The sequence below is a fragment of the Moraxella equi genome (assembly GCF_002027555.1).
Classification (GTDB): Bacteria; Pseudomonadota; Gammaproteobacteria; order Pseudomonadales; family Moraxellaceae; genus Moraxella; species Moraxella equi.
Genome location: NZ_MXAP01000061.1, coordinates 1 through 24,543, shown reverse-complemented (window position 1 = coordinate 24,543; position 24,543 = coordinate 1). Strand labels below are relative to the sequence as shown.

At 46.6% G+C, this 24,543-nt stretch carries 26 protein-coding genes; 23 read left to right on the top strand and 3 right to left on the bottom strand.

Annotation, left to right across the window (positions count from 1 at the left end; genetic code table 11):
- The coding region (locus tag B5J93_RS13505; protein WP_079325638.1) for a restriction endonuclease at positions 1 to 248 on the top strand (248 nt) is incomplete at its 5' end.
- A gap of 56 nt (positions 249 to 304) precedes the next feature.
- Positions 305 to 1,255 carry a calcium/sodium antiporter gene (locus B5J93_RS06450; RefSeq protein ID WP_079325637.1) on the top strand — a complete coding sequence of 317 codons (951 nt, stop codon included), beginning with the start codon at positions 305 to 307 and terminating at the stop codon, positions 1,253 to 1,255.
- Positions 1,256 to 1,306: 51 nt separating this feature from the next.
- On the opposite strand, the gene hemN is transcribed toward B5J93_RS06450, so the two are convergent.
- The 3 genes from hemN to rpmI form a co-directional block, all read right to left on the bottom strand.
- On the bottom strand, positions 1,307 to 2,683 hold the full coding sequence (hemN, locus tag B5J93_RS06445) for an oxygen-independent coproporphyrinogen III oxidase (protein ID WP_079325636.1): 1,377 nt from the start codon (positions 2,681 to 2,683) through the stop codon (positions 1,307 to 1,309).
- Positions 2,684 to 2,914: 231 nt separating this feature from the next.
- Complete coding sequence (rplT, locus tag B5J93_RS06435; protein WP_079325634.1) at positions 2,915 to 3,271, bottom strand: 50S ribosomal protein L20; 357 nt, start codon at positions 3,269 to 3,271, stop codon at positions 2,915 to 2,917.
- A 16-nt stretch (positions 3,272 to 3,287) separates the two neighbouring features.
- On the bottom strand, positions 3,288 to 3,485 hold the full coding sequence (gene rpmI / locus B5J93_RS06430) for a 50S ribosomal protein L35 (RefSeq protein ID WP_029102391.1): 198 nt from the start codon (positions 3,483 to 3,485) through the stop codon (positions 3,288 to 3,290).
- Between the two features lie 177 nt (positions 3,486 to 3,662).
- Here rpmI and B5J93_RS13975 point away from each other — a divergent pair, with 177 nt between their 5' ends.
- From B5J93_RS13975 to B5J93_RS06325, 21 genes are all read left to right on the top strand, one after another.
- Positions 3,663 to 4,127: a hypothetical protein gene (locus B5J93_RS13975; protein ID WP_228144887.1), complete on the top strand. Its 465-nt coding sequence runs from the start codon at positions 3,663 to 3,665 to the stop codon at positions 4,125 to 4,127.
- Positions 4,067 to 4,759: an Lnb N-terminal periplasmic domain-containing protein gene (locus B5J93_RS06420; RefSeq protein ID WP_228144888.1), complete on the top strand. Its 693-nt coding sequence runs from the start codon at positions 4,067 to 4,069 to the stop codon at positions 4,757 to 4,759. The genes B5J93_RS13975 and B5J93_RS06420 overlap by 61 nt, the downstream gene beginning before the upstream one ends.
- Before the next feature lie 69 nt (positions 4,760 to 4,828).
- Positions 4,829 to 5,617: a bifunctional phosphoribosyl-AMP cyclohydrolase/phosphoribosyl-ATP diphosphatase HisIE gene (gene hisIE / locus B5J93_RS06415; RefSeq protein WP_079325631.1), complete on the top strand. Its 789-nt coding sequence runs from the start codon at positions 4,829 to 4,831 to the stop codon at positions 5,615 to 5,617.
- A 64-nt stretch (positions 5,618 to 5,681) separates the two neighbouring features.
- Entirely contained in the window at positions 5,682 to 5,903 is a 222-nt protein-coding gene (tatA, locus tag B5J93_RS06410; RefSeq protein WP_079325630.1) for a Sec-independent protein translocase subunit TatA, read from the top strand.
- Positions 5,904 to 5,909: 6 nt separating this feature from the next.
- The gene (locus tag B5J93_RS06405) at positions 5,910 to 6,434 is read left to right on the top strand and encodes a Sec-independent protein translocase subunit TatA/TatB (protein WP_079325629.1); all 525 of its coding nucleotides are present in this window, start codon (positions 5,910 to 5,912) and stop codon (positions 6,432 to 6,434) included.
- Positions 6,435 to 6,466: 32 nt separating this feature from the next.
- Positions 6,467 to 7,195: a twin-arginine translocase subunit TatC gene (tatC, locus tag B5J93_RS06400; RefSeq protein ID WP_079325639.1), complete on the top strand. Its 729-nt coding sequence runs from the start codon at positions 6,467 to 6,469 to the stop codon at positions 7,193 to 7,195.
- Positions 7,196 to 7,483: 288 nt separating this feature from the next.
- A complete protein-coding gene (locus tag B5J93_RS06395; protein WP_079325628.1) occupies positions 7,484 to 8,296 on the top strand; it encodes an ABC transporter permease in 813 nt (270 codons plus the stop codon).
- Between the two features lie 9 nt (positions 8,297 to 8,305).
- Complete coding sequence (locus tag B5J93_RS06390; RefSeq protein ID WP_079325627.1) at positions 8,306 to 8,977, top strand: ABC transporter ATP-binding protein; 672 nt, start codon at positions 8,306 to 8,308, stop codon at positions 8,975 to 8,977.
- Positions 8,955 to 10,064 carry a KpsE/RkpR family capsule polysaccharide export protein gene (locus tag B5J93_RS06385; RefSeq protein ID WP_079325626.1) on the top strand — a complete coding sequence of 370 codons (1,110 nt, stop codon included), beginning with the start codon at positions 8,955 to 8,957 and terminating at the stop codon, positions 10,062 to 10,064. Before B5J93_RS06390 ends, B5J93_RS06385 begins: the two co-directional genes overlap by 23 nt.
- Positions 10,065 to 10,080: 16 nt before the next feature.
- Positions 10,081 to 11,787: a polysaccharide biosynthesis/export family protein gene (locus B5J93_RS06380; protein WP_079325625.1), complete on the top strand. Its 1,707-nt coding sequence runs from the start codon at positions 10,081 to 10,083 to the stop codon at positions 11,785 to 11,787.
- Positions 11,787 to 13,952 carry a capsular polysaccharide biosynthesis protein gene (locus B5J93_RS06375; protein WP_079325624.1) on the top strand — a complete coding sequence of 722 codons (2,166 nt, stop codon included), beginning with the start codon at positions 11,787 to 11,789 and terminating at the stop codon, positions 13,950 to 13,952. The genes B5J93_RS06380 and B5J93_RS06375 overlap by 1 nt, the downstream gene beginning before the upstream one ends.
- Before the next feature lie 110 nt (positions 13,953 to 14,062).
- Complete coding sequence (locus B5J93_RS06370; protein ID WP_079325623.1) at positions 14,063 to 15,283, top strand: capsule biosynthesis protein; 1,221 nt, start codon at positions 14,063 to 14,065, stop codon at positions 15,281 to 15,283.
- Between the two features lie 119 nt (positions 15,284 to 15,402).
- Positions 15,403 to 17,202: a translation elongation factor 4 gene (lepA, locus tag B5J93_RS06365; RefSeq protein WP_079325622.1), complete on the top strand. Its 1,800-nt coding sequence runs from the start codon at positions 15,403 to 15,405 to the stop codon at positions 17,200 to 17,202.
- A 55-nt stretch (positions 17,203 to 17,257) separates the two neighbouring features.
- A complete protein-coding gene (gene lepB, locus B5J93_RS06360; RefSeq protein ID WP_079325621.1) occupies positions 17,258 to 18,373 on the top strand; it encodes a signal peptidase I in 1,116 nt (371 codons plus the stop codon).
- 29 nt (positions 18,374 to 18,402) lie between these two features.
- Entirely contained in the window at positions 18,403 to 18,795 is a 393-nt protein-coding gene (locus B5J93_RS06355) for a DUF4845 domain-containing protein (RefSeq protein WP_079325620.1), read from the top strand.
- Positions 18,796 to 18,800: 5 nt separating this feature from the next.
- Positions 18,801 to 19,544, top strand: coding sequence for a ribonuclease III (rnc, locus tag B5J93_RS06350; protein WP_079325619.1), 744 nt, complete (start codon positions 18,801 to 18,803; stop codon positions 19,542 to 19,544).
- Positions 19,545 to 19,790: 246 nt separating this feature from the next.
- A complete protein-coding gene (gene era / locus B5J93_RS06345) occupies positions 19,791 to 20,795 on the top strand; it encodes a GTPase Era (protein WP_079325617.1) in 1,005 nt (334 codons plus the stop codon).
- 161 nt (positions 20,796 to 20,956) lie between these two features.
- On the top strand, positions 20,957 to 21,568 hold the full coding sequence (locus B5J93_RS06340; protein WP_079325615.1) for a 3'-5' exonuclease: 612 nt from the start codon (positions 20,957 to 20,959) through the stop codon (positions 21,566 to 21,568).
- A 183-nt stretch (positions 21,569 to 21,751) separates the two neighbouring features.
- A complete protein-coding gene (locus B5J93_RS06335) occupies positions 21,752 to 22,060 on the top strand; it encodes a DUF4212 domain-containing protein (protein WP_079325613.1) in 309 nt (102 codons plus the stop codon).
- A gap of 2 nt (positions 22,061 to 22,062) precedes the next feature.
- Positions 22,063 to 23,835, top strand: a complete 1,773-nt coding sequence (locus B5J93_RS06330) for a sodium:solute symporter family protein (RefSeq protein ID WP_079325612.1) — start codon at positions 22,063 to 22,065, stop codon at positions 23,833 to 23,835.
- A 162-nt stretch (positions 23,836 to 23,997) separates the two neighbouring features.
- The gene (locus B5J93_RS06325; protein ID WP_079325611.1) at positions 23,998 to 24,486 is read left to right on the top strand and encodes a hypothetical protein; all 489 of its coding nucleotides are present in this window, start codon (positions 23,998 to 24,000) and stop codon (positions 24,484 to 24,486) included.
- Positions 24,487 to 24,543: the final 57 nt, after the last annotated feature.

The following is a 24,543-nucleotide window of genomic DNA, read 5'->3' as shown; positions in this document are numbered from 1 at the left end:
TTAAGTTCGGTTGGTATATCGTCAAAACTGCCAAGGGCGATGTGCTAAATCTGGTGCTAGAAAGTAAAGGTGTAAAAGATAAAGATGGGTTACGCCAACAAGAAAGTCAAAAAATCAGACATGCCGAGCGGTGGTTTAATGCCATGAATGAGCAAGGGGCGATGAACGTGCGATTTGTTACGCAGTTTGAGAGTGATAGGGTGGTGGATATTATTAAGCAAAATCTGTCGGGATTTACCGAGAAATAACAATGTAATATTTGGCATGTGCTAAAATACACACCCCTTTTCTTATCTTTTATTCTATGTTATTAGCCATTATTGCGATGATTGTTGGCATTGCTTTGCTTGTGTATAGTGCCGAGTTTTTTATTGAAGGGTCATCTAGTATCGCCCTAAAATTTGGCATGCCCAAATTGCTGGTGGGCATGCTTGTGATTGGTATCGGCACGTCCGCCCCTGAGATAGTCGTGTCGGTGCTATCCGCTCTAAACGGAGCCCCTGGTTTGGCACTGGGTAATGCGTACGGCTCAAACATCACCAACATCACGCTCGTACTGGGTGCAACAGCGTTGGTCAGCCCTTTGTTTATTCAAAAGTCCTTGGTCAAATCCGACTTTTTGATACTCATCGGCATTACCGCTTTGGCGATTTTTCAGTTATTGGACGGGCAGGTAAGTCGTCTGGACGGGGCGATACTCCTTGGGGCGTTGGCGGTGTTTTTGACATTTCAGATTTATATGGCAAAGCTGGGCAAATCAGCCAGTGATGATGTGCCTGACACGGTGGATTTTCGCATGGGTATGGCGCTCGTCAAACTCATCGGGGGCTTGGTGGTGCTGGTGCTAAGTTCACGCCTTGTGGTGTGGGGAGCGGTGGAGATTGCCAAAATCGCAGGGCTGTCCGAGCTTATCATCGGTCTTACCATCGTGGCGGTGGGTACGAGCTTGCCTGAGCTGGTCTCATCCATCATCGCCGCACGCAAGGGCGAAGACGAGATGGCATTGGGTAACGTCATTGGCTCAAACATCTTTAACACCCTAGCGGTCGTGGGCATTCCTGCACTCATCATGCCCATGGCGGTGGCTCGTGAAGTGGTGAGCCGTGATATGATTGTCATGGGTGGGGTGACAGGACTGTTGTTTATTCTGTGTCTGCTTGCTGTGCGTGGCAGTCAAAAACTCGGGCGTGGTGTGGGTGCGGTACTGTTGTCTATCTTTATCGGCTATACGATATGGCTGTTTGTGGGCGGTTAAACCATGCCCTAAAAAACGACCATACATGTGATGGTCGTTTTTTATTGGGTGTCAGATGACCTTACTAAACCGTCCGCTATGCTTTTGGGTTAGGTATTCATCAAAGACCATTGCCACGTTACGCCCCAGTATCCGCCCTTTGGGTAGGATTTGTACACCCGCCTCATCGATAAAGACAAGCCCGTCTTCTGCCATTTGGTGTAGGTTTGCCAGCTCTGGCTCAAAATAACGGCGACTGTCAATGCCAAATCGCTCATCAACATCAGCAAAGTCCAGACGGTCATGGCACAATAAGTTCATGATGACATAACGGCGAAGTTTGTCTTTGTCATCTGCTTTGATGTGCTTGATGGCAGGGAGCGTGCCGTCATTAATGCGTGCTTGATATTCTGTTAGGTCGGTGGGGTTTTGTAGGATATGTTCGCCAATCTGACTGATACTGCTTACCCCAAATGAGAGCAGGTCGCACTCGCCTAAGATGGCATAGCCTTGAAAGTTGCGATGGAGCTTGCCTTGGCGTTGAGCGATTGCCATGTCATCATCAGGGCGAGCAAAATGGTCAATGCCAATATACTGATAACCTGCGTCCGTGAGTGCCTTGATGATGTTGCCAAACATGGTGAGCTTGTCGGCAGGACTAGGCAGGTCGTCATCTTTGATGCGGCGTTGGGCGGTGAATCGTTCGGGCAGATGGGCGTAGTTAAACACCGATAAGCGGTCAGGGGCTAGGGCGATGATTTTGGCGACCGTGTCCGCCATGCTCGCCACACTCTGATGGGGCAAGCCATAAATCAGGTCAATATTAATCGAACCAAAGCCCAATTCTCTGGCTTCACGCATGACCGCCTGCACCATGCTGTGGGGCTGTACACGGTTCACGGCTATCTGTACGGTCTCGTCCAAATCCTGCACCCCAAATGATAAGCGATTGACCCCCAGCGAGCGTAAGACCGCCAAAGTCGTCTGTCTAAGCTCTCGTGGGTCAATCTCTACCGAATAATCCCCGTCATCAGCAAAGTCAAATTCATCTTGTAAAAACCGCCACAATATGGTTAGCTCATCATCACTTAAAAAGGTTGGTGTACCGCCCCCCAAGTGGACTTGTTTGACCTTTGCATTGCAGTTTAGCAGGGATTTTTTATGGCGAATTTCTCTAAACAGATAATCCAAATAATCGCCCGAGTCGCTGTTTTTCTTGGTGATGATTTTGTTACAGCCACAGTAGTAGCACAGATGACGGCAAAAAGGGATATGAATGTAGAGCGATAGGGGGACGGCAGGGTCTTTTTGCTGTAAAATGCTCATCTCCACACCGTCTAGAATGGGGGCGAACTCTAAGGCGGTCGGATAGGACGTGTAACGAGGGCCTTGACGGTTGTATTTTTGAATCAAGACTTCATCAAAGCTGACTTGGCTAAAATGGTGCATGGCGGTTGTCAATAAATGGATATTGGAATGTTATTATAACCGTTTGGGTGGTGCGAGACAATAATACTTTTGGGGATTGATGTCGCCAAAGGGCATGAAAAGTACGCCCAACAAGACCATTGTTTTAAAAATGCCAAATGGTGCGGATTTGAGCTGATTGGTAAATTTATTCAATAAGTAAAAACAAAACCCCAAAACAAAAGCTCTGGGGTTTTTAAGCAAGCTGTTAGCTTAGGCTAGGGCAGATTTTGCTTTTTCGCAGATTGCCGTGAACGCTACTGCGTCATGCATGGCGATGTCTGCTAGGATACGGCGGTCAATCTCAATGCTTGCTTTTTTAAGACCATTGATAAGACGGCTGTATGACAGACCATTTAGACGAGCACCTGCATTGATACGAGCAATCCACAGACGGCGGAAAGAGCGTTTTTTGTTACGGCGGTCTCTATATGCATATTGACCTGCCTTCATTACCGCTTGCACGGCAACACGATACACACGAGAGCGTGCACCATAGTAACCTTTTGCACGAGCCAAGACTTTTTTATGACGGCGGTTAGCCTGTACACCACGTTTTACACGAGCCATTATATTCTCCTAGATATTAAATGTATGGGCACATACGGCGGATTGATGGAACGTCAGCGACGTGAACCATGACGCAACCACGCAATTGGCGGATACGCTTAGGAGATTTTTTGGTCAAAATGTGGCGTTTGAACGCTTGTTTGCGTTTAAAGCCGTTGGCGGTTTTTTTAAAACGCTTTGCCGCACCACGTTTGGTTTTTAGTTTTACTTTCATAAGTAGCCTCTTTATTAAAGGTTGGCAGACCAACCGATGAACCTTTTTGCCAATTTATTTAAAAATAAATAGCGGAAGGTGGGACGTGCATTATAAAGGGTTTTTGGGTGGATTGCAAGATTTTGTGTGCAATTATTCTTGAAGTTCTTTATAATAGCCCCTTTATCTGCCAAAATTATGACCGACCAACTTCCCAAAAACGCCCTTATCAAGGCTCTGCCCCCTGCCGTTCGGCGGTTTATCGCCCGATTTTTTGTAACCCGTGCTTTTGTATGGCTTATCTCCATTGCCTTTACGCTCTTTGTTGGGGCGAGCAGTTTTTGGCTACTGATGGCACTATGGGTGCATAAGCCCTTTGGCGATGTGGGTACGCAAATTTTTATGGTATTTTTGGCGTGTTTGGCAATGAGTTTAACGGGCTTTTTATCACTCGGGCGATTTTTAGACGGCGGACGGATTTGGCGGTGTATCTTATCTGCTTTGGCGTGGGGCTTGGGTGGTATTTCGGCATGGACGCAAAAAACGACCGCATCTGGCATGATGAAGTCGCCAGAATCATTCAATACGAAAAACAAGGCGACATGGTTACCCTGCACAATGTGCGTAATTTTCGTTGGTATGATAAGGACAAATATGATGTAAATTGGGAAACTCGCCAGTATAACCTACAAGAGCTAGAAACTTTTGAGCTTATCATCTCGGATTGGGGCTTGGATAAAATCGTACATATGATGGCAAGTTTTGGCTTTAAAAATAGCGAAAAATTAAGCTTTTCTATTGAAATTCGTAAAGAGTCGCATGAGAGCTTTTCGGCGATTGGGGGATTTTTTCGCCAGTTTGAGCTTGGGCTTGTCGTGGGCGATGAGAAGGATTTGATATACTCTCGCACCAACGTGCGTGGCGAAGACATGTACATTTATCCTGTTAATTTGCCAAAAGAAAGCGTGCGTGAGCTGTTTTTGCTTTATTTACAAAAAGGCGAGAGTCTCAACCACGAAGCCCGTTGGTATAATACGCTGATTAGTAATTGCATCACGTTGATTTTTGATATGATAGGGGAGATTGAGCGGATACCTGTGGATTATCGGGCACTACTTGCAGGGCTGTTGCCAGAATATCTGCACGATGAGCAGGCGATTGACACAAGCTACACGGTGGATATGTGGCGAGCCATGGCACGCGCCAATCCTTATGTCGAGCATTTGAATAAAACGGACATGGAAAGTCGTGAATTTTCAAGACTTATTAGGCAGGGTTTGCCAAAATCTGATTAGGGCGTACCCTAGCATGATTGGCGGATTTTGTGATAAATTTATGATAAAATACCCCAAAAGGAGACGATGATGAGCTATCTTGATGCCCTAAATTTTAACGTAGACGGACTAATTCCTGCCATTGCCCAAGACCATAAGACAGGGCGGATACTGATGATGGCATGGCAAAACCGTGAAGCTCTGGCGATGACGGCACAAACGGGGCAGGCGGTGTATTTTAGTCGCTCTCGTGGCAAGCTGTGGCACAAGGGCGAGACGAGCGGACACACCCAAATCGTTCATGAGATTCGCACCGATTGCGACAGGGATGTGATTGTGCTTATCATCACGCAGATTGGGGGGATTGCGTGCCACACGGGGCGGACGAGCTGTTTTTTTGAAAAATTGGACATGGCGAGCCTTGATTGGGTGGCGGTGGATAAGGTCGTTAAAGACCCTAGCGAAATTTATGGTAATACGGTAAAAGTGGACGCACCTCAGACGCTGATTAAGCCAGACAATAGTAAAGTCATTGGCGAGCTTGACCGTATTTTAGATGAGCGAAAAACCGCCGACAAAGACAGCTCTTATGTGTCAAGTCTATACCATAAAGGGCTTAACAAAATCCTAGAAAAAGTGGGCGAAGAGACGACCGAAGCGATTATCTCCGCCAAAGAATTACAGCTGGTGCGTGCCACAGGCGACAATGACGAACACGCCAAAGCGGACGTGGTCTATGAAGTGGCGGACATGTGGTTTCATAGCCTTGTCGCCTTGCACCAGTTAGGGCTGTCGGGCGATGATGTATTGACCGAGCTGGCAAGAAGGTTTGGGCTGTCGGGCATTGATGAGAAAAATGCACGCACGACAAAAGGGTAGCATTTCATCATTTTGTCAAAATTTTATGTTAGACTAATTTTTTAAAATTTAAAAGGGTAATATCATGGGCGGATTTTCTATCACACATTGGCTGATTTTATTGGTGGTGGTGGTCATCGTGTTTGGCACAAGCAAACTTAAAAATGCAGGCAAGGACTTAGGCTCTGCCGTCAAAGGCTTTAAAGATGCGGTCAAAGAAGAGGACAAGCCCAAACTTACCCAAACCGATGACACCCAAGACGTCAAAGTAGAAGAGGTTAAGGTCAAAAAAGACGAGACGGTCTGATAGGCTATGTTTAATCTGGGCTTATTTGAGCTTGGGCTGTTTGGGGTCATCGCACTCATCATCTTAGGCCCTGAAAAACTCATCATTACCGCACGCACGCTTGGCAAATGGTACGGTAATTTTCGCCGTATGTCGGCACGCCTACAAAGTGAGCTGGTGAGCGAGCTTGAACTCACCGAAGTACAAAACGCCCTAAAAGCGGAGATTGATGAGATTCGTGCGTCCGAAGCCAAGATGAAAGCTCAGATGCAGGAACTGCAAGCCAAAATCCGCCAAACTGACCAAATGGCACGCACCAACCAAAGTGCGATTTTGGAGAATTGGCAAGACGCTCAAGACACCAAGCAAGACGCTCAAGACACTGACACAGACAGTGAAAACCCCCAAGCAAATACCTCCCAATACGACACCTTACCTTTAACTTATCGCTTTTTTTTATTGGGCGATTATGACAAAAAACGCCGTCTGCCCCCCGCCCCATTTTTGCCCAATTATAAAGCCGACAAACTCTTATATCAGGGGGACGTGTGAGCGAGTTAGATAAACAGACCGCAGATGGCGATATGCCACTCATGGCACATTTTGCCGAGCTTAGAACCCGTTTTATCCGCATGGCGGTGGCGGTGCTTGTCGTGTTTTTACCGCTCATGTATTTTAGTCGCCCCTTGTATGACCTGATTTCAAGTCCGCTTGTCGCTCTGCTACCCCATAACGCCAGTATCATCGCCACCCAAGTGGCGTCTGGCTTTTTGGCTCCGATAAAACTGGCGTTTTTTGTGGCGTTATTCATCTGCGTGCCATTTATCATCGCTCAGATTTGGGGTTTTGTCTCGCCTGCTCTATATAAGCACGAAAAACGGGCGGCTCTGCCACTTTTGCTGTCCGCCATTGTCCTGTTTTATGTAGGCATGGCGTTTGCGTATTTTGTGGTGCTGGTGCCTGCCCTAAAATTTCTCGTCTTATTCGCCCCTGACAACGTCCTGCCGATGACCGACATTGAGAGTTATTTGGATTTTGTCATCAAGCTGTTTTTGGTGTTTGGACTCATGTTTGAGATACCTGTGGCGACCATGCTGCTGGTACTCATGCGTATCGTAACCCCTGAATGGCTTGCCGACAAACGCCGATACATCATCGTGGGCTGTTTTTTTGTCTCGGCAATCATCACACCGCCTGATGGGGCAAGTATGCTCATGCTTGCCATTCCCATGTGTGTTTTGTTTGAATTGGGGCTTGTTGTGGCAAGAATGATTGTGAAGCCTGATAAACAGATTGCTGATAATGGGGCGTAGGGATAAAGTGTAATTTGCCCAAGTTCATTTAAACCTAACAAGCTCAATATTTGCCACAGGTTTGGTAGGGGCGTGCTGAGCACGCCCTTTGTTGGGGCTGTTTTATAAGGTGTGCTCAGCACGCCCCTACATCAATTGGCATAAAAGGCGTGTTTATCACGTCTTTTTTCTGATTATTTTTTTGACCTATTTGACAAAACAAACAGTTTTTTGGTAATTTTTAATGGTTTATGCTACAATGTCGAAAATTTTTTATCTCTTTTAAACTTGTCTAATTTGGCACCTGTCATGTCCATTGAGCTACCCCCATACCGACCGATAAAAAAACGCAGTGGACTGGCCGTCATGGGTGCGGCGTTTCATGCCCTGCTCATGCGTGAATTACAAACCCGTTTTGGCAGTTATCGTTTGGGTTATCTGTGGGCTCCCTTAGAAGTCATTTTGCAAATGGCGATTATGATGATTATCTTTGGAACTATCATGAAACGTGCCTTGCCTGGCATGGATTATATGCTGTTTTTGGTGGCAGGGTTTACGCCGTTTTTTATGATGCAGAAAATCGCCACTCGCTCACTAGGAGCGGTCTCTGCCAATGCTGGATTGCTCATGTATCGGGCGGTACGGCATATTGATGTGATTATCGCTCGCTCGTTTTTGGAGCTGGTGATTTATTTTATGACCTTTGTCATCTTGTTGTGTGGGCTCGCCTTTTTTGGCATTGGGTTTAGTACCGAGCATTTGGATATGGTGCTGTTTTGTTGGCTGATGATGTTCTTTTTTGCCTTTGGGCTTGCCATGATACTCATGATTGTGGGGCATTATGGTGGTGAGGTTAGCAAAATTATTAGCATTATCTTTACGATACTGTATTTTACCTCAGGGGTGCTGTATTCGGTGCATATGATACCCGAGCCGTATTTAAGTTATCTGATGTATAACCCTTTTATGCATAACTTAGAGATGATAAGGCACTCGCTGTCGCCGACATATCCGATTTATCATGTGGACATGTGGTATTTTGCCAAATGGACGGTGTGTGTGAATTTTTTGGGACTGCTATTGTATAAAGCCTTTGAGCGTGATTTGATTCGTGCCAAATGATGATAAGAGATGATTGAGATTAAAAACATTACCAAATCCTTTATGACCCCACACGGTCGGCACTATCTTTTTAAGGATTTGAATTTGACCATTGCCGATAAGCAGTCGGTAGGACTGCTTGGGCGAAACGGGGCGGGCAAATCAACCTTGCTACGCATCATCTGTGGGCTAGATACCCCCGATAAAGGCGAGGTGGTTACTGATAGTACCATCAGCTGGCCGGTGGGCGTGGCAGGGGGCTTTCAGGGCAGTCTGACAGGCAGGCAAAACGTGCGTTTTGTGTGCCGTTTGTATTCAAGTGGTGATTATATCGATGAGAAGATTCGCTTTGTTGAAGAGTTTGCTGATATTGGTAAATACTTCGACATGCCAGTCAAAAGCTACTCATCGGGCATGCGTTCACGGCTGACCTTTGGGCTGTCGCTTGCCTTTGATTTTGATTATTATATGTTAGATGAAGTGGGTGCGGTCGGTGATGCGGCGTTTCGTAAACGTAGCGAAGAGATATTGGAAGCCCGCCGTAAGCAGGCAGGATTTTTGATGGTGTCGCATAACCTAAAAGACATCGAGAAAAATTGTGATATTGGCATTGTGCTGATGGAGCAGACCGCCAAAGTCTTTGACGACCCCAAAGAAGCCATTGAGGTGTATAACGAACATGTTCACAAAGATAAAAAATAAGCGTAATCGCTCAGCCATCATCTTGTTTATCTTGGTGGTGATTTTGCCGTGGATTGCCATCAGTGCTTATACACTCGTATTGGCTCACCCACGCTACGTTAGTACATCGGATGTGGTCATCAAGCAAGTCTCCGAGCAGGGCGTATCCGCCACGGGTATCTCATCATTGCTTGGGGTTAATAACACCAACCGTGAAGATGCTCTATATTTGACCAAATATATTCTGTCTAATGACATGATAGATAAACTGGATGCAGAATTTAAGTTTCGTGAAGCCTATCATGTTAATGGGGCGGACTTTATCAATGAAATCCCAAGTGATGCTACCCAAGAAGAGCTAAGAGAGTACTTTAAAAAACGTGTGTCGGTGTCGCTTGACGAGCTAAGTTATGTACTTACGGTAACAACAGAGGGCTTTGAGCCAGAATATGCCTTAAAGCTCAACCAAGCCATCTTGCGTGAATCTGAAAAATTTGTCAATAACATCTCAAAAGATGTGGCAAATGAACAGCTTGTCTTTGTCGCCGCCCAAGCTGCTGATGCCGAGCAAAAGCTCAATGACGCCAAAAAGGCGGTGATTGACTACCAAAACCAAAATGAGATTTTTGACCCGCAAGTCAATGCCCAAATGGTCAATCAAGTCATCGGCACCTTGCAAGGACAGCTAAGCTCATTGCGTACCGAAGAGCGTCAACTGCTCAGCTATCTTAATCCAGAAGCTCCGCAAGTGGTGAGCCTGCGTAGTCAGATACGTTCGGTAGAAAAGCAAATCAAGGATGAACAAGCCAAACTTACCTCCCCACGAGATGCCAAGCTTAACGCCAAAACGGTGGAATTTGAAACCCTAAAAGCAGAGGCGGAGTTTGCCAGTGAGCTTTATAAAATCGCCTTGACGTCCTTAGAGAGTTCTCGGGCAGAAGTCATGCGTAAGATGAAAAACTTGGTGGTCATCACCTCCCCTCATCGGGCAGAAGATGCCTTATACCCCCGTGTGGGCTATGTGCTAGGAACGTCGCTTGTGCTACTACTCATCTTGTATGGTTTTATCGTATTGGTACTGGCGGTCATCAAAGACCACGCCAAGTGATTGCATAGGAAAAATAATGAAAAAATTGATAAAAACCCCTTTGGTCATTGCTTTGGTTTTGACGCATACCGCCTTTGCCAATACCAATTTTGCCACGGGCAATAATACAGGCAGACTGGCAGGCGTGGTCAATGGTACGGGCGTGCCGTCAGAGGCAACCACCGCCGAAGCGGTGGCAATGGCAAGTATGCCGACCAATGCCATCATTAACAATAGTCCCGTCATCCAAAATGTCAAAACAGACGTGCGTATTTTTGGTGAGCAGCTCTTTCGTGGGGCGTTCTCTACCACGTCAGGCTCCACCTTTAATGACAGTTATGTCATCAATGTCGGCGACAACGTGCAAGTGAGGATGTGGGGGGCGTATCAGTATGCCGCCACGATGACCGTTGACCCGCAGGGTAATATCTTTTTGCCAAATGTCGGGCCGGTACGCATTGCAGGCGTGCAAAATGGACAATTGCAAAGCGTGGTACAGTCGGCGATAGGACGGATTTACCGCTCTAATGTGGGCGTGTATGCGTCTTTGGAGCAAGCCCAACCTGTCAAAGTGTTTGTCACGGGCTTTGTCAATCAACCAGGGTACTATGGCGGATTGGCGGCCGATAGTGTCTTATCCTACCTAGACCGTGCGGGGGGCGTGGACCCTAAGCGTGGCAGTTATATTGATGTGCAAATCCTGCGTGGCGGTCAGGTTGTCCAACAAATTAACCTGTATGATTTTCTTATCATGGGGCGTTTGTCGCCATTTTCGTTCAGAGATGGGGATGTGATTAATGTCGCTCCCCAAAAACAGACCTTTTCCATCTCAGGTCGAGTACAAAATGAATATGTCTTTGAGTTTGGGGTCAATGACTTGACCATCTCAGACGTGCTCGCTGTTGCAAACCCCCTACCAGATGCGACCAACGTCGGCATTACCCGAGCCTCAGGCAAAGCCAAGACGGCAGAATACTATGCTCTAAATGAAGCACGAAACATCCCTGTCCAAAATGGCGACACGCTCGTGGTCACCTCCGACCGTCATGCAGGGACGATAGCGGTGCAAGTCACGGGGGCTCATAAGGGCAATGGGGCGGTAGTATTGCCTTATGGGGCAAGATTAAAAGATGTGATTGCCCAGCTTGAACCGTCTAGCCTTGCCAATGTCAATAACTTGACGATTTATCGTGAGTCGGTCAAGGCAAGCCAAAAAGCGTCTATCAACAGAGCCTTAGACCGCCTAGAAGAGATGACACTGGTTACCCAGTCCACAACCCGAGAAGAAGCCCAGCTACGCTCTCAGGATGCCAAACTGGTGGAGCAGTTTATCAATAAGGCTCGCCGCATTGAGCCGACAGGGCGTGTGGTGGTCGTGCCAAACTCATGGCAGGACATCATCTTGGAGCAGGGCGACATCATTCATATCCCTGCCCAAACATCTGTCATCACCGTAAATGGTCAAGTGCGTAACCAAGGGGCATTGACCTTTAATGCCGATTTGACGGTGGGCGATTACATCGCCAAGTCAGGCGGATTTGATGACAATGCCGACAGCGAAGAGATTTTGGTCATGCATCAAAACGGCGAAATCAGTGTCGTTAATACCGCCTATCGCATTCAAGAGGGCGATGAGATTATGGTCTTGCCAAAAGTCAAAACTCGCAAAGTGGAAATCGCTCGTGGCATTGCACAGATCATCTATCAGCTTGCCGTGGCGACAGGCGTGATTGTCAAACTCTGATGGTGCGTTTGTCTTGTGCCACCAAAGGGATTATTAAAAATAATCCCTTACTTGGCGTGGCACTTGAGGCGGACATTGTTTATAAAGACAAAACTGCCCAAGCCGTGCTAGCATGGGGGAAAAAACCAAGCCGTAGCAAGGCGGTGTCCTTTGCCGACACGCATAACTTAGCACTCATCACAGTAGAAGACGGCTTTTTACGCTCGCTTGGCAGTGGCATACACAGCGTGGGGGCAAGCTTTATCAAAGACGATTTGGGCGTGTATTTTGACCTAGCCACCCCTAACCGCTTGCAAGCACTTATCGCCGACTGTATGGCACAGTGGAGTGATGATAAAGAGCGACACGCACAGCGGTTAATCAACAAAATCATCACGCACCAATTGTCCAAATACAACCAAACCACCACCGCCCCTGATTTATCGGCATTGGCAAATAACGACAAGCCCCACATCATCATCATCGACCAAGTGGCAAATGATGCGTCTATCACAGGAGCAGGGGCGAGTGCGGACAGCTTTTTTGCCATGCTCGCCCACGCCAAAGAGCGGTATTCCAATGCTAATATCTGGATAAAGGCGCACCCTGCTGGCAAGGGCTATTTTACCCCGACCGACATCGCTCCGCCGTTCTATTTAGATACGCCCTGCAACCCTATTGCCCTTATCCGTCAAGCCTGTGCGGTCTACACAGTCAGCTCGCACATGGGTTTTGAGGCATTAATGCTTGGCAAAACAGTGCATAATTTTGGCGTAAACTGGTATGCTGGCTTTGGCTTGACCGATGATGATTTTGTCAAAAATACATCTATGTATCAAAACCTTATCTGCCATTATCAAACGCTAAACATCACACAAGCAAGCCTTAATCAGCTTTTTTATGCCAGTTATGTGCAGTATAGCCATTATGCCAATCCTGCCACAGGACGAGCGTGCGACATAGAGACGGTTATGGACTATCTCATCGCCAGCCGTGATTGGCAAAATCGGCTTGGTAGCGAACTCTTTGTTTATGATTTTAGTCGCTGGAAAGTGCCATTTGTGCGGGGATTTTTGGGGTTTGATAAGGTAAATTTGACCGTCAAACCCAAAACCAAATGGTGGTTTTTTTTGCCATATGGTATCAATGAAAAACGTGCCAAACGTGCCGACAGTAAAGTATTTAACGCTTTATCTAATACTACCGATTATGTCGTATGGGGGCAAAAATCCAAACGCCTGTTAAACGACAAGCTTGCCAAACGTGGCATGACAAATCCTGTCATTTGGTGCATGGAAGACGGCTTTATCCGTTCAAATGGCTTGGGGGCAACGCTCATCGTCCCGTTGTCGGTGGTCATGGACGATGTGGGGATTTATTTTGATGCGACCGCCCCGAGCCGTTTGGAGCAGATTTTAAACGGCATTTGCCTAACTGATGACGAGATACAGCGTGCCAAAGGCTTGCATGAACTGCTTTTAACCAAACGAGTCAGTAAATACAACGTCCCCACCAAAAACCATGATTTTATCCGTGAGATTAACGCCTTAAAATCAAACCGCCCCATTCGTCTGGTGGTCGGACAGGTTGAAGATGATGCGTCTGTGCAGACGTGTACGAGCGTGATTAAAAAAAACAGCGAGCTTCTGGCAAGGGTGCGAGCCGATTTCCCTGATGATGTGATTATCTATAAACCGCACCCTGATGTGGAAGCAGGGCTACGGGTCGGCAAGACGGATAATCATCATTTGGCGGACATGGTTGCCCACGATGTTGCCATGCCCGACTGCCTAGATGTGTGCGATGTGGTGCATACGATAAGCTCTTTGACAGGGTTTGAAGCCCTGCTGCGAGATAAAAAGGTGGTGTGCTATGGCTTGCCGTTTTATGCAGGTTTTGGGCTGACTGATGATGTGGTTGAGTCTGACAACACCCCCAAAATCAATGCTTTAAACAGACGTACCCGCCCCAATCTACCCGCCTTGACCCTAGATGGACTCATCTATGGCACGCTTATTGGCTATCCCATGTATCATCTACCGCATGGAATAGGACTTGCCACGCCTGAGCAAGTCATCGAGTATTTGTACAATCAAGCTCATACCGCCAAGCCAAGTCTTGCCAAACGACTGACCCAAAACGTCAAAACCACCGCCATGCAATTACGAAAAATCACCATACGGTAAAAAATTGTATAAAAACTATGATACAATACGTCAGCCAACTGTTTGTATTTTAATCAGTTTTTATTTTCATTTGTTAGTTTTTATCATCTTTTTACTTTTTTTGATTGTCTATGTCGCTAATATTAAAACGCCTGTTGTCTTATGATGACATTTTGCTACTGCAAGGCAAAATGGGGACGTTTTTTTGTCGTTTTGCCACATTTTTGATGAGTGAGGACAAGCGAGTGCATAAGGTTAATTTTAATGCAGGCGATGCTCTTTTTTATTGCCACAAGGACAAGATGAGTAATTTTCGAGGGCATCAAAGTGAGTTTGATGAATTTTTAACCAAACTCATTGATGACAAACAGCTAAAAGCGGTGGTTTGTTTTAACGACTGTCGCCCTTATCATGAGATTGCACGACAGGTGTGCAAGCGTCTGGGGGTTGCCTTTTTTGTCTTTGAAGAGGGTTATCTGCGACCTGATTATATCACCCTAGAAGAGCATGGCATTAACGGCTATTCACGACTGGACTCAACGCTCATTGATACCCTGCAACGGGCAAATGACAAGCCAGAATTTACCGACAACCGTTTTTATCGGCTGTGTGTGGCGAGCATGGTGTATTATGTGGCGGTGTTTGTAGGGCAGTGGCGATATCCGCATTATGAGCATTATCGGGGCTTGTCCCTATGGGCGGAAGCGTGGGCGTGGGTCAAAGCCCCTGTGCGTAAGTTTACCCGTTATCATTCGGACAAGCGTTTGCAAGAGCGACTGGTTGGGCAAAAAAACTTCTATCTCGTTAGTTTACAGGTGCATAACGACTCACAAATCAGCCATCACAGCGACTATCAGGACGTGCGTGATTTTATCAGTGAAGTCATGATAAGTTTTGCCAAGCATGCCCCCAGTGGCACGAGCCTGCTGTTTAAACATCACCCCTTAGACCGTGGACATCGTGACTACACTCGCATGATTGCCAAGCTCAGTGATGAGCTTGGGGTGCAGGGCAGGGTATTTTATGGCTGCGACATGCACTTGCCGAGCCTGATGAAGGCAAGCATTGGCATGATTACGGTAAACAGCACCACCGCGTTGCAATCAGTATATCATCAAAAACCCACCAAAATCATGGGGCGTGCCTTGTATGATGTGGTGGGACTGACCGACCAAAAGTCTTTGGATGAGTTTTGGGCAAATCCGACCGCCCCTGACCGTGATTTTTATCTAAAATTTAGGGAATATCTCATCGAGCAGACGCAGTTGAACGGCTCATTTTATGGCAAAGCCCCGTGGGAGCTGTCGGGCTTTTATCGAAGTTTGGCACAGGATGCGATAACAACCAAATAAGCCCAACCCCTTTTCATAGCCACCATATTTATCATTTATCACGCCGTGATGAATTTTTATAGGCATTTTTTTAAAAAACTGCTACAATATCCTGTTATCATTTAAATTTTATAGACATCATGACCGCACTTTCTCATATCCGTAATTTTTCTATCATCGCCCACATCGACCACGGCAAATCTACCCTTGCCGACCGTTTTATTCAGGTGTGTGGTGGTCTGTCTGACCGTGAAATGCAGGCTCAGGTGCTTGACAGCATGGATATTGAGCGTGAGCGTGGCATTACCATCAAAGCCCAATCGGTAACGCTATACTACAACCATCCGAGTGGCGAAAAATATCAGCTAAATTTTATCGACACCCCAGGACACGTGGACTTTTCTTATGAAGTATCTCGTTCGCTCGCTGCCTGTGAAGGGGCACTCCTTGTCGTGGATGCAGCTCAAGGCGTGGAGGCTCAGTCGGTTGCCAACTGCTACACCGCCATTGAGCAGGATTTAGAAGTTTTACCTGTATTAAACAAAATTGACCTGCCACAGGTTGAGCCTGAGCGTGTCATCGAGGAGATTGAGGACATCATCGGCATTGAGGCGGTGGACGCTCCACGAGTATCCGCCAAAACAGGCGTGGGCATTGATGAATTGCTACAAGCCCTAGTGGAGAAAATCCCCGCCCCCAAAGGCGACCGAGACGCCCCCTTGCAAGCCTTGATTATTGATTCATGGTTTGATAATTATCTGGGCGTGGTGTCTTTGGTGCGTGTGCGTGAAGGGCAGGTCAAAACAGGCGATAAAATTTTTATCAAATCCACAGGCGAGAGCCATTTGGTAACTTCCATTGGCGTGTTCACCCCCAAACGCTTAGAGACAGGCATTTTGCAGGCGGGCGAAGTCGGCTTTATCATCGCAGGGATTAAGGACATTGCAGGGGCGCCTGTGGGCGACACCATTACTTTGGCAAAAACGCCCGAAGTGGACTCCATTGCAGGCTTTAAAAAGGTAACGCCACAGGTGTATGCAGGTGTGTTCCCGATTGACTCATCGGATTTTGAAAAGTTTCGTGAAGCCTTACAAAAATTACAAATCAACGATTCAGCTCTATTCTTTGAGCCTGATACATCAGAAGCACTTGGCTTTGGTTTTCGCTGTGGCTTTTTGGGCATGCTCCACATGGAGATTATTCAAGAGCGTTTGGAGCGTGAATACGACCTTGATTTGATTACCACTGCTCCGAGCGTGATTTATGAAGTCGTCAAAAAAAATGGCGAGATTGTCTATGTGGATAACCCGTCCAAGCTCCCTGATACAGGCGTAATCCAAGAGTTTCGTGAGCCGATTGCCCGTTGCAATATTTTGGTGCCACAAGAATATCTGGGCAACGTTATCACGCTTGCCATTGAACGTCGTGGCGTGCAGGTGGACATGAAGTTTATGGCGCGCCAAGTGCAAGTCGTCTTTGACATTCCGATGGGCGAAGTGGTGATGGACTTTTTTGATAAATTAAAATCGGCAAGTCGTGGTTTTGCGTCCTTAGATTATGGCTTTGAACGTTATCAAGCGGACAAATTGGCTCGTGTGGACGTGCTGATTAATGGCGAAAAAGTGGACGCCCTTGCCATGATTTGCCATCAAGAACACGCTCGCCGTCGTGGTAATCAGCTGGTTGAAAAAATGAAAGAGCTGATTCCAAGACAGATGTTTGATGTTGCCATTCAAGCGGCGATTGGCAGTCAGATTATCGCTCGCTCCACCGTCAAAGCCATGCGTAAAGACGTTTTGGCAAAATGTTATGGCGGGGACGTGAGCCGTAAAAAGAAATTGTTAGAAAAACAAAAAGCAGGTAAAAAACGCATGAAACAGGTGGGCAGTGTAGAAATCCCCCAAGAGGCGTTTTTGGCGGTGCTAAAAGTGGACGGCTAGGTTTGGTTTGATAAATTGGTATAAAACTTGCAGATATTTATGATAAAGGTGGCTTGTGGAATTTGACATTAATTTAATCTTGGTGCCTGTTACGCTGGTGCTACTGGTGGCGTATTTGGCGGATAAATTTGTGTTAAAACAGCATAAATTGGTCGCCAAACAAACCAAGCTCATCTTACACGCTCAGACTCATTTGGAGCAAGTGGAAAAAGAGTTTAAGGCGACACTCGTGCGTTTTGGACATGATGAGGCACCGGCTGAGTTCATCAGCAATGAACATACGCCAGAGATGCTCAAACATCAGTCGCTTGTCTATAATGAAGCCCGACGCACTCTAGCTGAGGCACAAAAGCAGGCAGGGATGAACGTGGGCGAACCGGTGGTTGAGCCAAAATTGGTGCAGTGGGCGTATGAGTACCTGCCCATCTTGCTCATCATCGTGTTGGTGCGTTCGTTTGTGGTTGAGCCTTTTAATATCCCATCAAGCTCGATGGTGCCAAGCCTATACACGGGCGATTTTATCATTGTCAATAAAGCATCTTATGGACTAAGATTGCCGATTACGCACACTAAGATTTTAAATACAGGCAATCCCAAGCATGGCGATGTGGTGGTGTTTCGCTATCCTGAAAATCCCAAACGCTACTACATCAAACGCATGATAGGTCTGCCAGGGGACACGGTGGCATTTAGTAATGGCGTGCTATCCATCAATGGACAAGCGGTAAATACAACACCCGTGGATTATCAAATGACAGATAAGCTCAATGCCAAGCTGATGCCGGCTGTGATTGAGAGTCATCGCCTGTCCGATGAAGAGCGTGCCAAATATGGCATGGAAGAAGAAAAGCACGCTCACTATTACCGTGAGACATTGGGTGAGCACGACTATACGGTGCGTTATTTGGGCGATTTAAATAGTGCGTCCATTGCTCCATTCTTATTAAAAAACTCACCACAAACTGCCACATCAGGCGGTACAGCATGGCAGATTGCCGTGCCAAGTGGGCAATATTTCGTCATGGGCGACAACAGAGACCGCAGTGAAGATGGGCGGTTTTGGGGCTTTGTGCCAGAGAGTCATTTGGCAGGCAGGGCAACTTATATTTGGATGCACAAAGAGCCTGGGTTTAATCTGCCCAGCTTTGGGCGAGCAGGAGCGATTGATTAGTCGCTTGGTATAAACTTAACAGGTGCGATATGCAACAACTAACTTCATTAACGAACCAACGTGGGGCGAGCGTTACCACGATTATTGTCGGTTTGGCGATGGCAGGTATCATCATCAAGCTGGGACTTGGGATTATTCCTGCTTATATTGGTGATTATCAATTCACCAAATTGGTGGCAGGCGAGCTTAAAAAAGCCAATGATGCCAAGCAAAACGAGCGTCAGTTCATGCAGAGCTTATCTCAGCAGTTGTCTATCAATGCCAACTATAATACCAAGCCAGAAGAAATGATTGTCTTTACCAACAAAACCCCTGGGGCGTTGGCGGTCAAAAGCCAATACGAAGTAGAAAGTAATTTCTACGGCCAGACCTTTATTGTCAATCGCTTTGAAAAAGACATTACTGCAGAAGATGCCAAGTAAGAGTCATGTCTAAACACAACTTATTGCCGACACACTTTACCAGCTTTGAGCAGGGCTACCCCATCCTTTGCTCAAAATTGGGCTACACCTTTAACGACCCCAATTTGCTCAGACGTGCCTTAACACACCGTTCATACGACCCGAAGATGAGCTATGAGCGGTTGGAGTTTTTGGGCGATGCCCTGCTTGGGGCGGTGATTGCAGAGTCGTTGTTTACCTTTTTCCCCCGTCATGATGAGGGTAAGCTGACCCGTATGCGTGCCACATTGGTACGCCAAGAGACCCTTGTACAGATTGCCGAAAAACTGGAGCTGTCATCTCATCTTATTTTGGGCGTGGGCGAGCGTAAAGGCGGTGGGCGACACCGTGCCAGTATTTTAGCGGATGCGGTGGAGGCGATTTTAGCATCTGTCTATCTGGACAGTGGCGACATTGAACGGGTGAAAGGCTTGGTTAAATGCTGGTATGAGACCTTGATTGGTGAGATGGGCGAAGAAAAAGTGCTAAAAGACGCCAAGTCCCGCCTGCAAGAATGGCTTCAAGGCAACAAACTGCCCCTGCCGACTTATACGCTTATGGATACCATTGGCAACGCCCCCAATCAAACCTTTGTGGTGAAATGTACTGTGGCTGTGGCGGACTGTACGCCCATTACCGAGACGGGTGAGAGCAGACGCATTGCCGAGCAAAAATGTGCCGAGCGAATGATAAATCAGCTCAATAAATTAGAAAAACCTAAGGCGTTATAAAGCATATTTTAAAAATTGAATAGGTAGGGGCAATTCATTCGCCCAAAAATCAGTGCTTTTATATAGGGCAAATGTAATTTGCCCCTACAAATCCACAATCTCAAAAATAACACCAATCATCACCCATTTTTAATCATCCACATTTTAAATTCCCAAACCAACCGACATTTACAAATACCATTTGCCCCGCCTGTGTTGTCGTTATATAATGACAACATTCCCCTTATTTTGAGAGTTAGGAAAACCATGACCGACACATACGACCAAAACCAGACCAATAATGAAAATACCATTTCCGCCTTTTTTAATGACAATCCCACGCCTGTGATTTCTGATGACTTTAAAGCAGGGTTTGTGGCGATTGTCGGTCGCCCCAACGTGGGCAAATCCACGCTCATGAACCATTTGCTTGGGCAAAAATTATCCATTACCAGCCGTAAACCGCAGACCACACGTCATCGCATTCATGGCATTTTGACCAACAACACCTGCCAGATGGTGTTTGTCGATACCCCCGGCATTCACACCAAAGAAGTCAAAGCAATCAACGAGCGTATGAACAAAACTGCCGTGTCAGCCTTGTCAGACGTGGATTTGGTGCTGTTTGTGGTGGACAGTGTCCAGTGGCGAGAAGACGACCTTTTGACCCTTGAAAAATTGTCAGCGACCAATCTGCCTGTGGTGCTTGTCATCAACAAAGCTGACACCATTAAAGATAAATCCAAACTTTTGCCACTCATCGGCGAATACCAAGAAAGTTTTGATTTTGCCGACATTGTGCCTGTGTCCGCCTTGCGTGGGCATAACTTAGATAGGCTTATGGACGTAATCACAGGCTTTTTGCCGACCCGTCCGCCCATTTTTGACCCCGAGCAGATTACCGACCGCAGTGAGCGGTTTTTGGCGAGCGAGATTATCCGTGAAAAAATCATGCGAGCGTCTGGCGATGAAGTGCCGTACGATTTGACCGTGCAAATTGACACTTTCAAAGACGAGCCTGCTCACAAAGACCCTGAGACGGGCAAATGGCGACGTGCGGTAACGTTTATTGATGCGACCATTTTTGTGGAGCGGGCAGGGCAAAAAACCATTGTCATCGGCGACAAAGGCTCACGCATTAAACAAGTCGGCATAGAAGCTCGTCAAGACATGGAAAAGCTGTTTGACAAAAAAATCATGCTTACCTTGTGGGTCAAAGTCAAAAAAGGGTGGAGCGATGATGAGCGGGCGTTAAATAGTTTGGGGTATTAAATTGGGCTTTTAAAATTTGCCAATGTGGGGGCGAATTGCAATTCGCCCTTGATAAATCCATCACTGATACAAAGTTGAGAATAGGGCAAGCCCCTGTATTTTGATACATGCTATTTTACGACACCATTTAACAAGGAAGACATTCATCATAAGGAAAATCCATGTTCCACACCCTAAAACACGCTTGGGCAAAGCACCGCCTACCTGTCAATTCCCCTTATCTGCCCTTATATGAACCGCACCCTGATGAACTGGTTAGCTTTGACTGTGAGACCACAAGCCTTAACGTCAAAGAAGCCCATATCATCTCGATCGGAGCGGTTAAGATTCGGGGCAATCGCATTTTGACAGACGAGTCTTTTTATGTGCTGGTTAAACCCGAAGGCATCATGAGTGCCACCAATGTAACGATACACGGACTACGCCCCAAAGATTTAAAGGACGGCTTGGACACCGAAACGGCAATACGGCAGTTTTTGGACTTTGTCGGTGGGCGACCGCTTGTGGGTTATTTTTTGGAATATGACGTGGCGATGGTCAATAAATTTTTAAAACCAATGGCAGGGATAACCCTACCCCAAAAACAAATAGAAATATCAAGGATTTACCACGCCCAAGAGACCCGCCATAAATATTATGACGCAGAGATTGACCTAAAAATGGCAACGATGATAAACACCCTAGGCATTCCCGACCTGCCACGCCATGATGCCCTAAATGATGCCATCAACGTAGCGATGATGTATTTGCCTCTTAGGCATCGCAGGGTTTGATGATAACCACTCTTTTTATTAACAAAAAATTTTGTATAGACTATTGCAATTGCTCACAGTTGTGCTATTCTAAATCAAGGTGTAAGAAACACCTGTAATTTGCAAGGAAGCAATGAATTATTCAAGGGAGAAAACCCATCAAAATCTGCTTTCTTTGCTTTTTTACCAACTTTGGAGAAAGCAATGTCAGAAACTTCAAATAACACTCACACCCCGACAAATACCCCATCACCCAATGCCCCAGCAGATGCCCAAGGCTATTGGCGTGCCAACGTGCGTATCATCATCGGCTGTTTGGTCGTTTGGGCGGTCGTCTCGCTCGGTTTTGCCGTTTTACTTCGCCCCGCCTTGATGGGCATTAAATTTATGGGTACGGATTTGGGGCTGTGGTTCGGTCAGCAAGGAGCGATTTTGACCTTTGTGGCTCTGATTTTTTTCTACGCTTGGCGTATGAATAAATTGGACAAACAATTTGGCGTTGAGGAGGACTAAGGATGAGCCAATTTGCCATTAACTTATTTTTTGTTGGAGCGTCTTTTCTGCTCTACTTTGGGATTGCTTGGTGGGCAAGAGCTGGCTCAACCGAAGAGTTCTATGTCGCAGGTGGCGGTGTCCACCCTGTGGTAAACGGCATGGCGACAGGAGCCGACTGGATGAGTGCCGCATCATTCATCTCGATGGCGGGCATGATTGCGATGGGCGGTTATGCAGCGTCCGCTTATCTGATGGGCTGGACGGGTGGGTTTGTCTTGCTTGCTTTGCTACTTGCCCCTTATCTGCGTAAATTTGGTAAATTTACCGTACCTGACTTTATCGGCGACCGTTTTTACTCAAAACCTGCTCGCTTGATTGCGGTGGTCTGCCTTATCCTAGCGTGTACCACTTATGTCATCGGACAGATGACAGGAGCAGGCGTGGCGTTCTCTCGCTTTTTGGAAGTGGATAAAAACACAGGGCTTATCATCGCTGCCATTGTCGTGCTGTTTTATGCGGTGCTTGGCGGTATGAAAGGCATTACCTATACGCAGGTGGCTCAGTATGTCGTTTTGATGATTGCTTATATCGTTCCTGCGATTTTTATCTCTCTTAATCTAACAGGCAATCCTATTCCTGCTCTTGGTATGTTTGGCACGGTAGAAGGTGGTGAAACCATGCTTGCCAAGCTAGACGGACTGATTACTGATTTGGGCTTTGCCGCTTATACGGCTGATGTGCCTGATAAGCTCAATATGTTCTTATTGACTTTGTCGCTTATGATTGGTACGGCAGGTTTGCCCCACGTTATTATCCGCTTTTTTACGGTAAATAAAGTCTCGGACGCTCGCTCATCAGCAGGTTGGACGCTGGTGTTCATTGCCTTGCTATACACTACCGCCCCTGCGGTTGGTTCTATGGCTCGTATGAACCTAGTTAATACCGTATATCCTGCTGGTACTGCTTCTGCTCCGATTGAGTACAAGGCTCGCCCAGAGTGGATGAATAACTGGGAACAAACAGGTCTATTAAAATTTGAAGACAAAAATAATGATGGCAAAATTGACTACTATAACGACAAGTCAAAAGACGAAGCCTTCCTTGCTGCTGCCGAATCCAAAGGTCTAAAAGGCAATGAGCTTGACGTAAACAACGACATCATGGTACTGGCAAACCCAGAGATTGCCAATCTACCTGGTTGGGTCATCGGTCTGATTGCCGCAGGGGGTATCGCGGCTGCTCTATCTACCGCCGCGGGTCTACTGCTTGCCATCTCGTCTGCCATCTCGCACGACCTTATCAAGATGGTGTTAAAACCAGACATTACCGACAAAGGCGAACTTAAAGCCGCTCGTATTGCGATGATTGTCTCCATTGCGATTGCAACATGGCTTGGCATGAATCCCCCTGGGTTTGCCGCCCAGACGGTTGCCCTTGCCTTTGGTATTGCAGGCTCTTCCTTGTTCCCTGCACTCATGATGGGTATTTTCTCAAAACGCATCAACGGCAAAGGAGCGGTGGCAGGTATGCTGGCAGGTCTTATCGTAACGTGCGTGTACATTTTCCTATTCAAAGGCTGGTTCTTTATCCCAGGTACGGCAATGCTACCAGATGATCCATCAGGTTGGATTATGGGCATTAACCCACTTGGTATCGGTCCGATTGGTGCGTTGATTAACTTTGTGGTTGCCTTTGTTGTGTCGTACATGACCGCACCGCCATCACAAGAGATTCAAGACTTGGTTGAAAGCGTGCGTTATCCAAAAGGAGCGGGTGCTGCTGTTGACCACTAATCGGCTCTCATCAAAAACTGCTTAAAATCTCGGTTTTAGGCAGTTTTTTATATGGATTTGATTTATAATGATAAAAATTTGGGTGTTGTTTAATACGATAATGTTGAGTTTAGACACTGTGTGTAACTCTATTTTTTTAAAATATATTTTAAGGAAAAAAACATGATGTTTTGGGACATTACGGCAATGATATTTGCAGGCTTTTTATTTGCAGGGCTTGCCATGCCGATTAAGATTTTTTATAAAAAAATGCCAAAATGGTTCATTCCCATCATGGCAGGGCTTGGCATGATGAGTTATCAGGTGTATAGCGAATATTCTTGGTTTAATGACACCAGTGCCAAATTGCCCGATGGAAGCGTGGTGGTGGCAAGCGTGCCAAAGACAACGTGGTTTCGTCCGTGGTCGTACATTAAGCCCCAAGTTTTTCAATTTGTGGTGCTAGATACCGCCAATGTCGTAAGCCTTGATGAGACAACCAAACAAGCTCAGGTGTATTTTTTTGAAAGACGCTTACCTGCCCAAAAATTGGACGTGTTATTTGACTGTCAAAAGGGCGTGCAAAGTTATGTGATAAATCGGGATTTTAGCCGTCTTAATTGGCAAAAATTGGACTATACCGATAAGGCGGTGGGGCTGGTGTGTCGCTAGGCTGGGGCAAAAAAGGGGAGGGGAAACCAAAAGCATGAGACCCCCTGCAAAACTACC

Coding starts and splice junctions, on each gene's coding strand:
- B5J93_RS06450 (WP_079325637.1), top strand. CDS start 305: ATGTTATTAGCCATTATTGCGATGATTGTTGGCATTGCTTTGCTTGTG.
- hemN (WP_079325636.1), bottom strand. CDS start 2,683: ATGCACCATTTTAGCCAAGTCAGCTTTGATGAAGTCTTGATTCAAAAA.
- rplT (WP_079325634.1), bottom strand. CDS start 3,271: ATGGCTCGTGTAAAACGTGGTGTACAGGCTAACCGCCGTCATAAAAAA.
- rpmI (WP_029102391.1), bottom strand. CDS start 3,485: ATGAAAGTAAAACTAAAAACCAAACGTGGTGCGGCAAAGCGTTTTAAA.
- B5J93_RS13975 (WP_228144887.1), top strand. CDS start 3,663: ATGACCGACCAACTTCCCAAAAACGCCCTTATCAAGGCTCTGCCCCCT.
- B5J93_RS06420 (WP_228144888.1), top strand. CDS start 4,067: ATGGTTACCCTGCACAATGTGCGTAATTTTCGTTGGTATGATAAGGAC.
- hisIE (WP_079325631.1), top strand. CDS start 4,829: ATGAGCTATCTTGATGCCCTAAATTTTAACGTAGACGGACTAATTCCT.
- tatA (WP_079325630.1), top strand. CDS start 5,682: ATGGGCGGATTTTCTATCACACATTGGCTGATTTTATTGGTGGTGGTG.
- B5J93_RS06405 (WP_079325629.1), top strand. CDS start 5,910: ATGTTTAATCTGGGCTTATTTGAGCTTGGGCTGTTTGGGGTCATCGCA.
- tatC (WP_079325639.1), top strand. CDS start 6,467: ATGCCACTCATGGCACATTTTGCCGAGCTTAGAACCCGTTTTATCCGC.
- B5J93_RS06395 (WP_079325628.1), top strand. CDS start 7,484: ATGTCCATTGAGCTACCCCCATACCGACCGATAAAAAAACGCAGTGGA.
- B5J93_RS06390 (WP_079325627.1), top strand. CDS start 8,306: ATGATTGAGATTAAAAACATTACCAAATCCTTTATGACCCCACACGGT.
- B5J93_RS06385 (WP_079325626.1), top strand. CDS start 8,955: ATGTTCACAAAGATAAAAAATAAGCGTAATCGCTCAGCCATCATCTTG.
- B5J93_RS06380 (WP_079325625.1), top strand. CDS start 10,081: ATGAAAAAATTGATAAAAACCCCTTTGGTCATTGCTTTGGTTTTGACG.
- B5J93_RS06375 (WP_079325624.1), top strand. CDS start 11,787: ATGGTGCGTTTGTCTTGTGCCACCAAAGGGATTATTAAAAATAATCCC.
- B5J93_RS06370 (WP_079325623.1), top strand. CDS start 14,063: ATGTCGCTAATATTAAAACGCCTGTTGTCTTATGATGACATTTTGCTA.
- lepA (WP_079325622.1), top strand. CDS start 15,403: ATGACCGCACTTTCTCATATCCGTAATTTTTCTATCATCGCCCACATC.
- B5J93_RS06355 (WP_079325620.1), top strand. CDS start 18,403: ATGCAACAACTAACTTCATTAACGAACCAACGTGGGGCGAGCGTTACC.
- rnc (WP_079325619.1), top strand. CDS start 18,801: ATGTCTAAACACAACTTATTGCCGACACACTTTACCAGCTTTGAGCAG.
- era (WP_079325617.1), top strand. CDS start 19,791: ATGACCGACACATACGACCAAAACCAGACCAATAATGAAAATACCATT.
- B5J93_RS06340 (WP_079325615.1), top strand. CDS start 20,957: ATGTTCCACACCCTAAAACACGCTTGGGCAAAGCACCGCCTACCTGTC.
- B5J93_RS06335 (WP_079325613.1), top strand. CDS start 21,752: ATGTCAGAAACTTCAAATAACACTCACACCCCGACAAATACCCCATCA.
- B5J93_RS06330 (WP_079325612.1), top strand. CDS start 22,063: ATGAGCCAATTTGCCATTAACTTATTTTTTGTTGGAGCGTCTTTTCTG.
- B5J93_RS06325 (WP_079325611.1), top strand. CDS start 23,998: ATGATGTTTTGGGACATTACGGCAATGATATTTGCAGGCTTTTTATTT.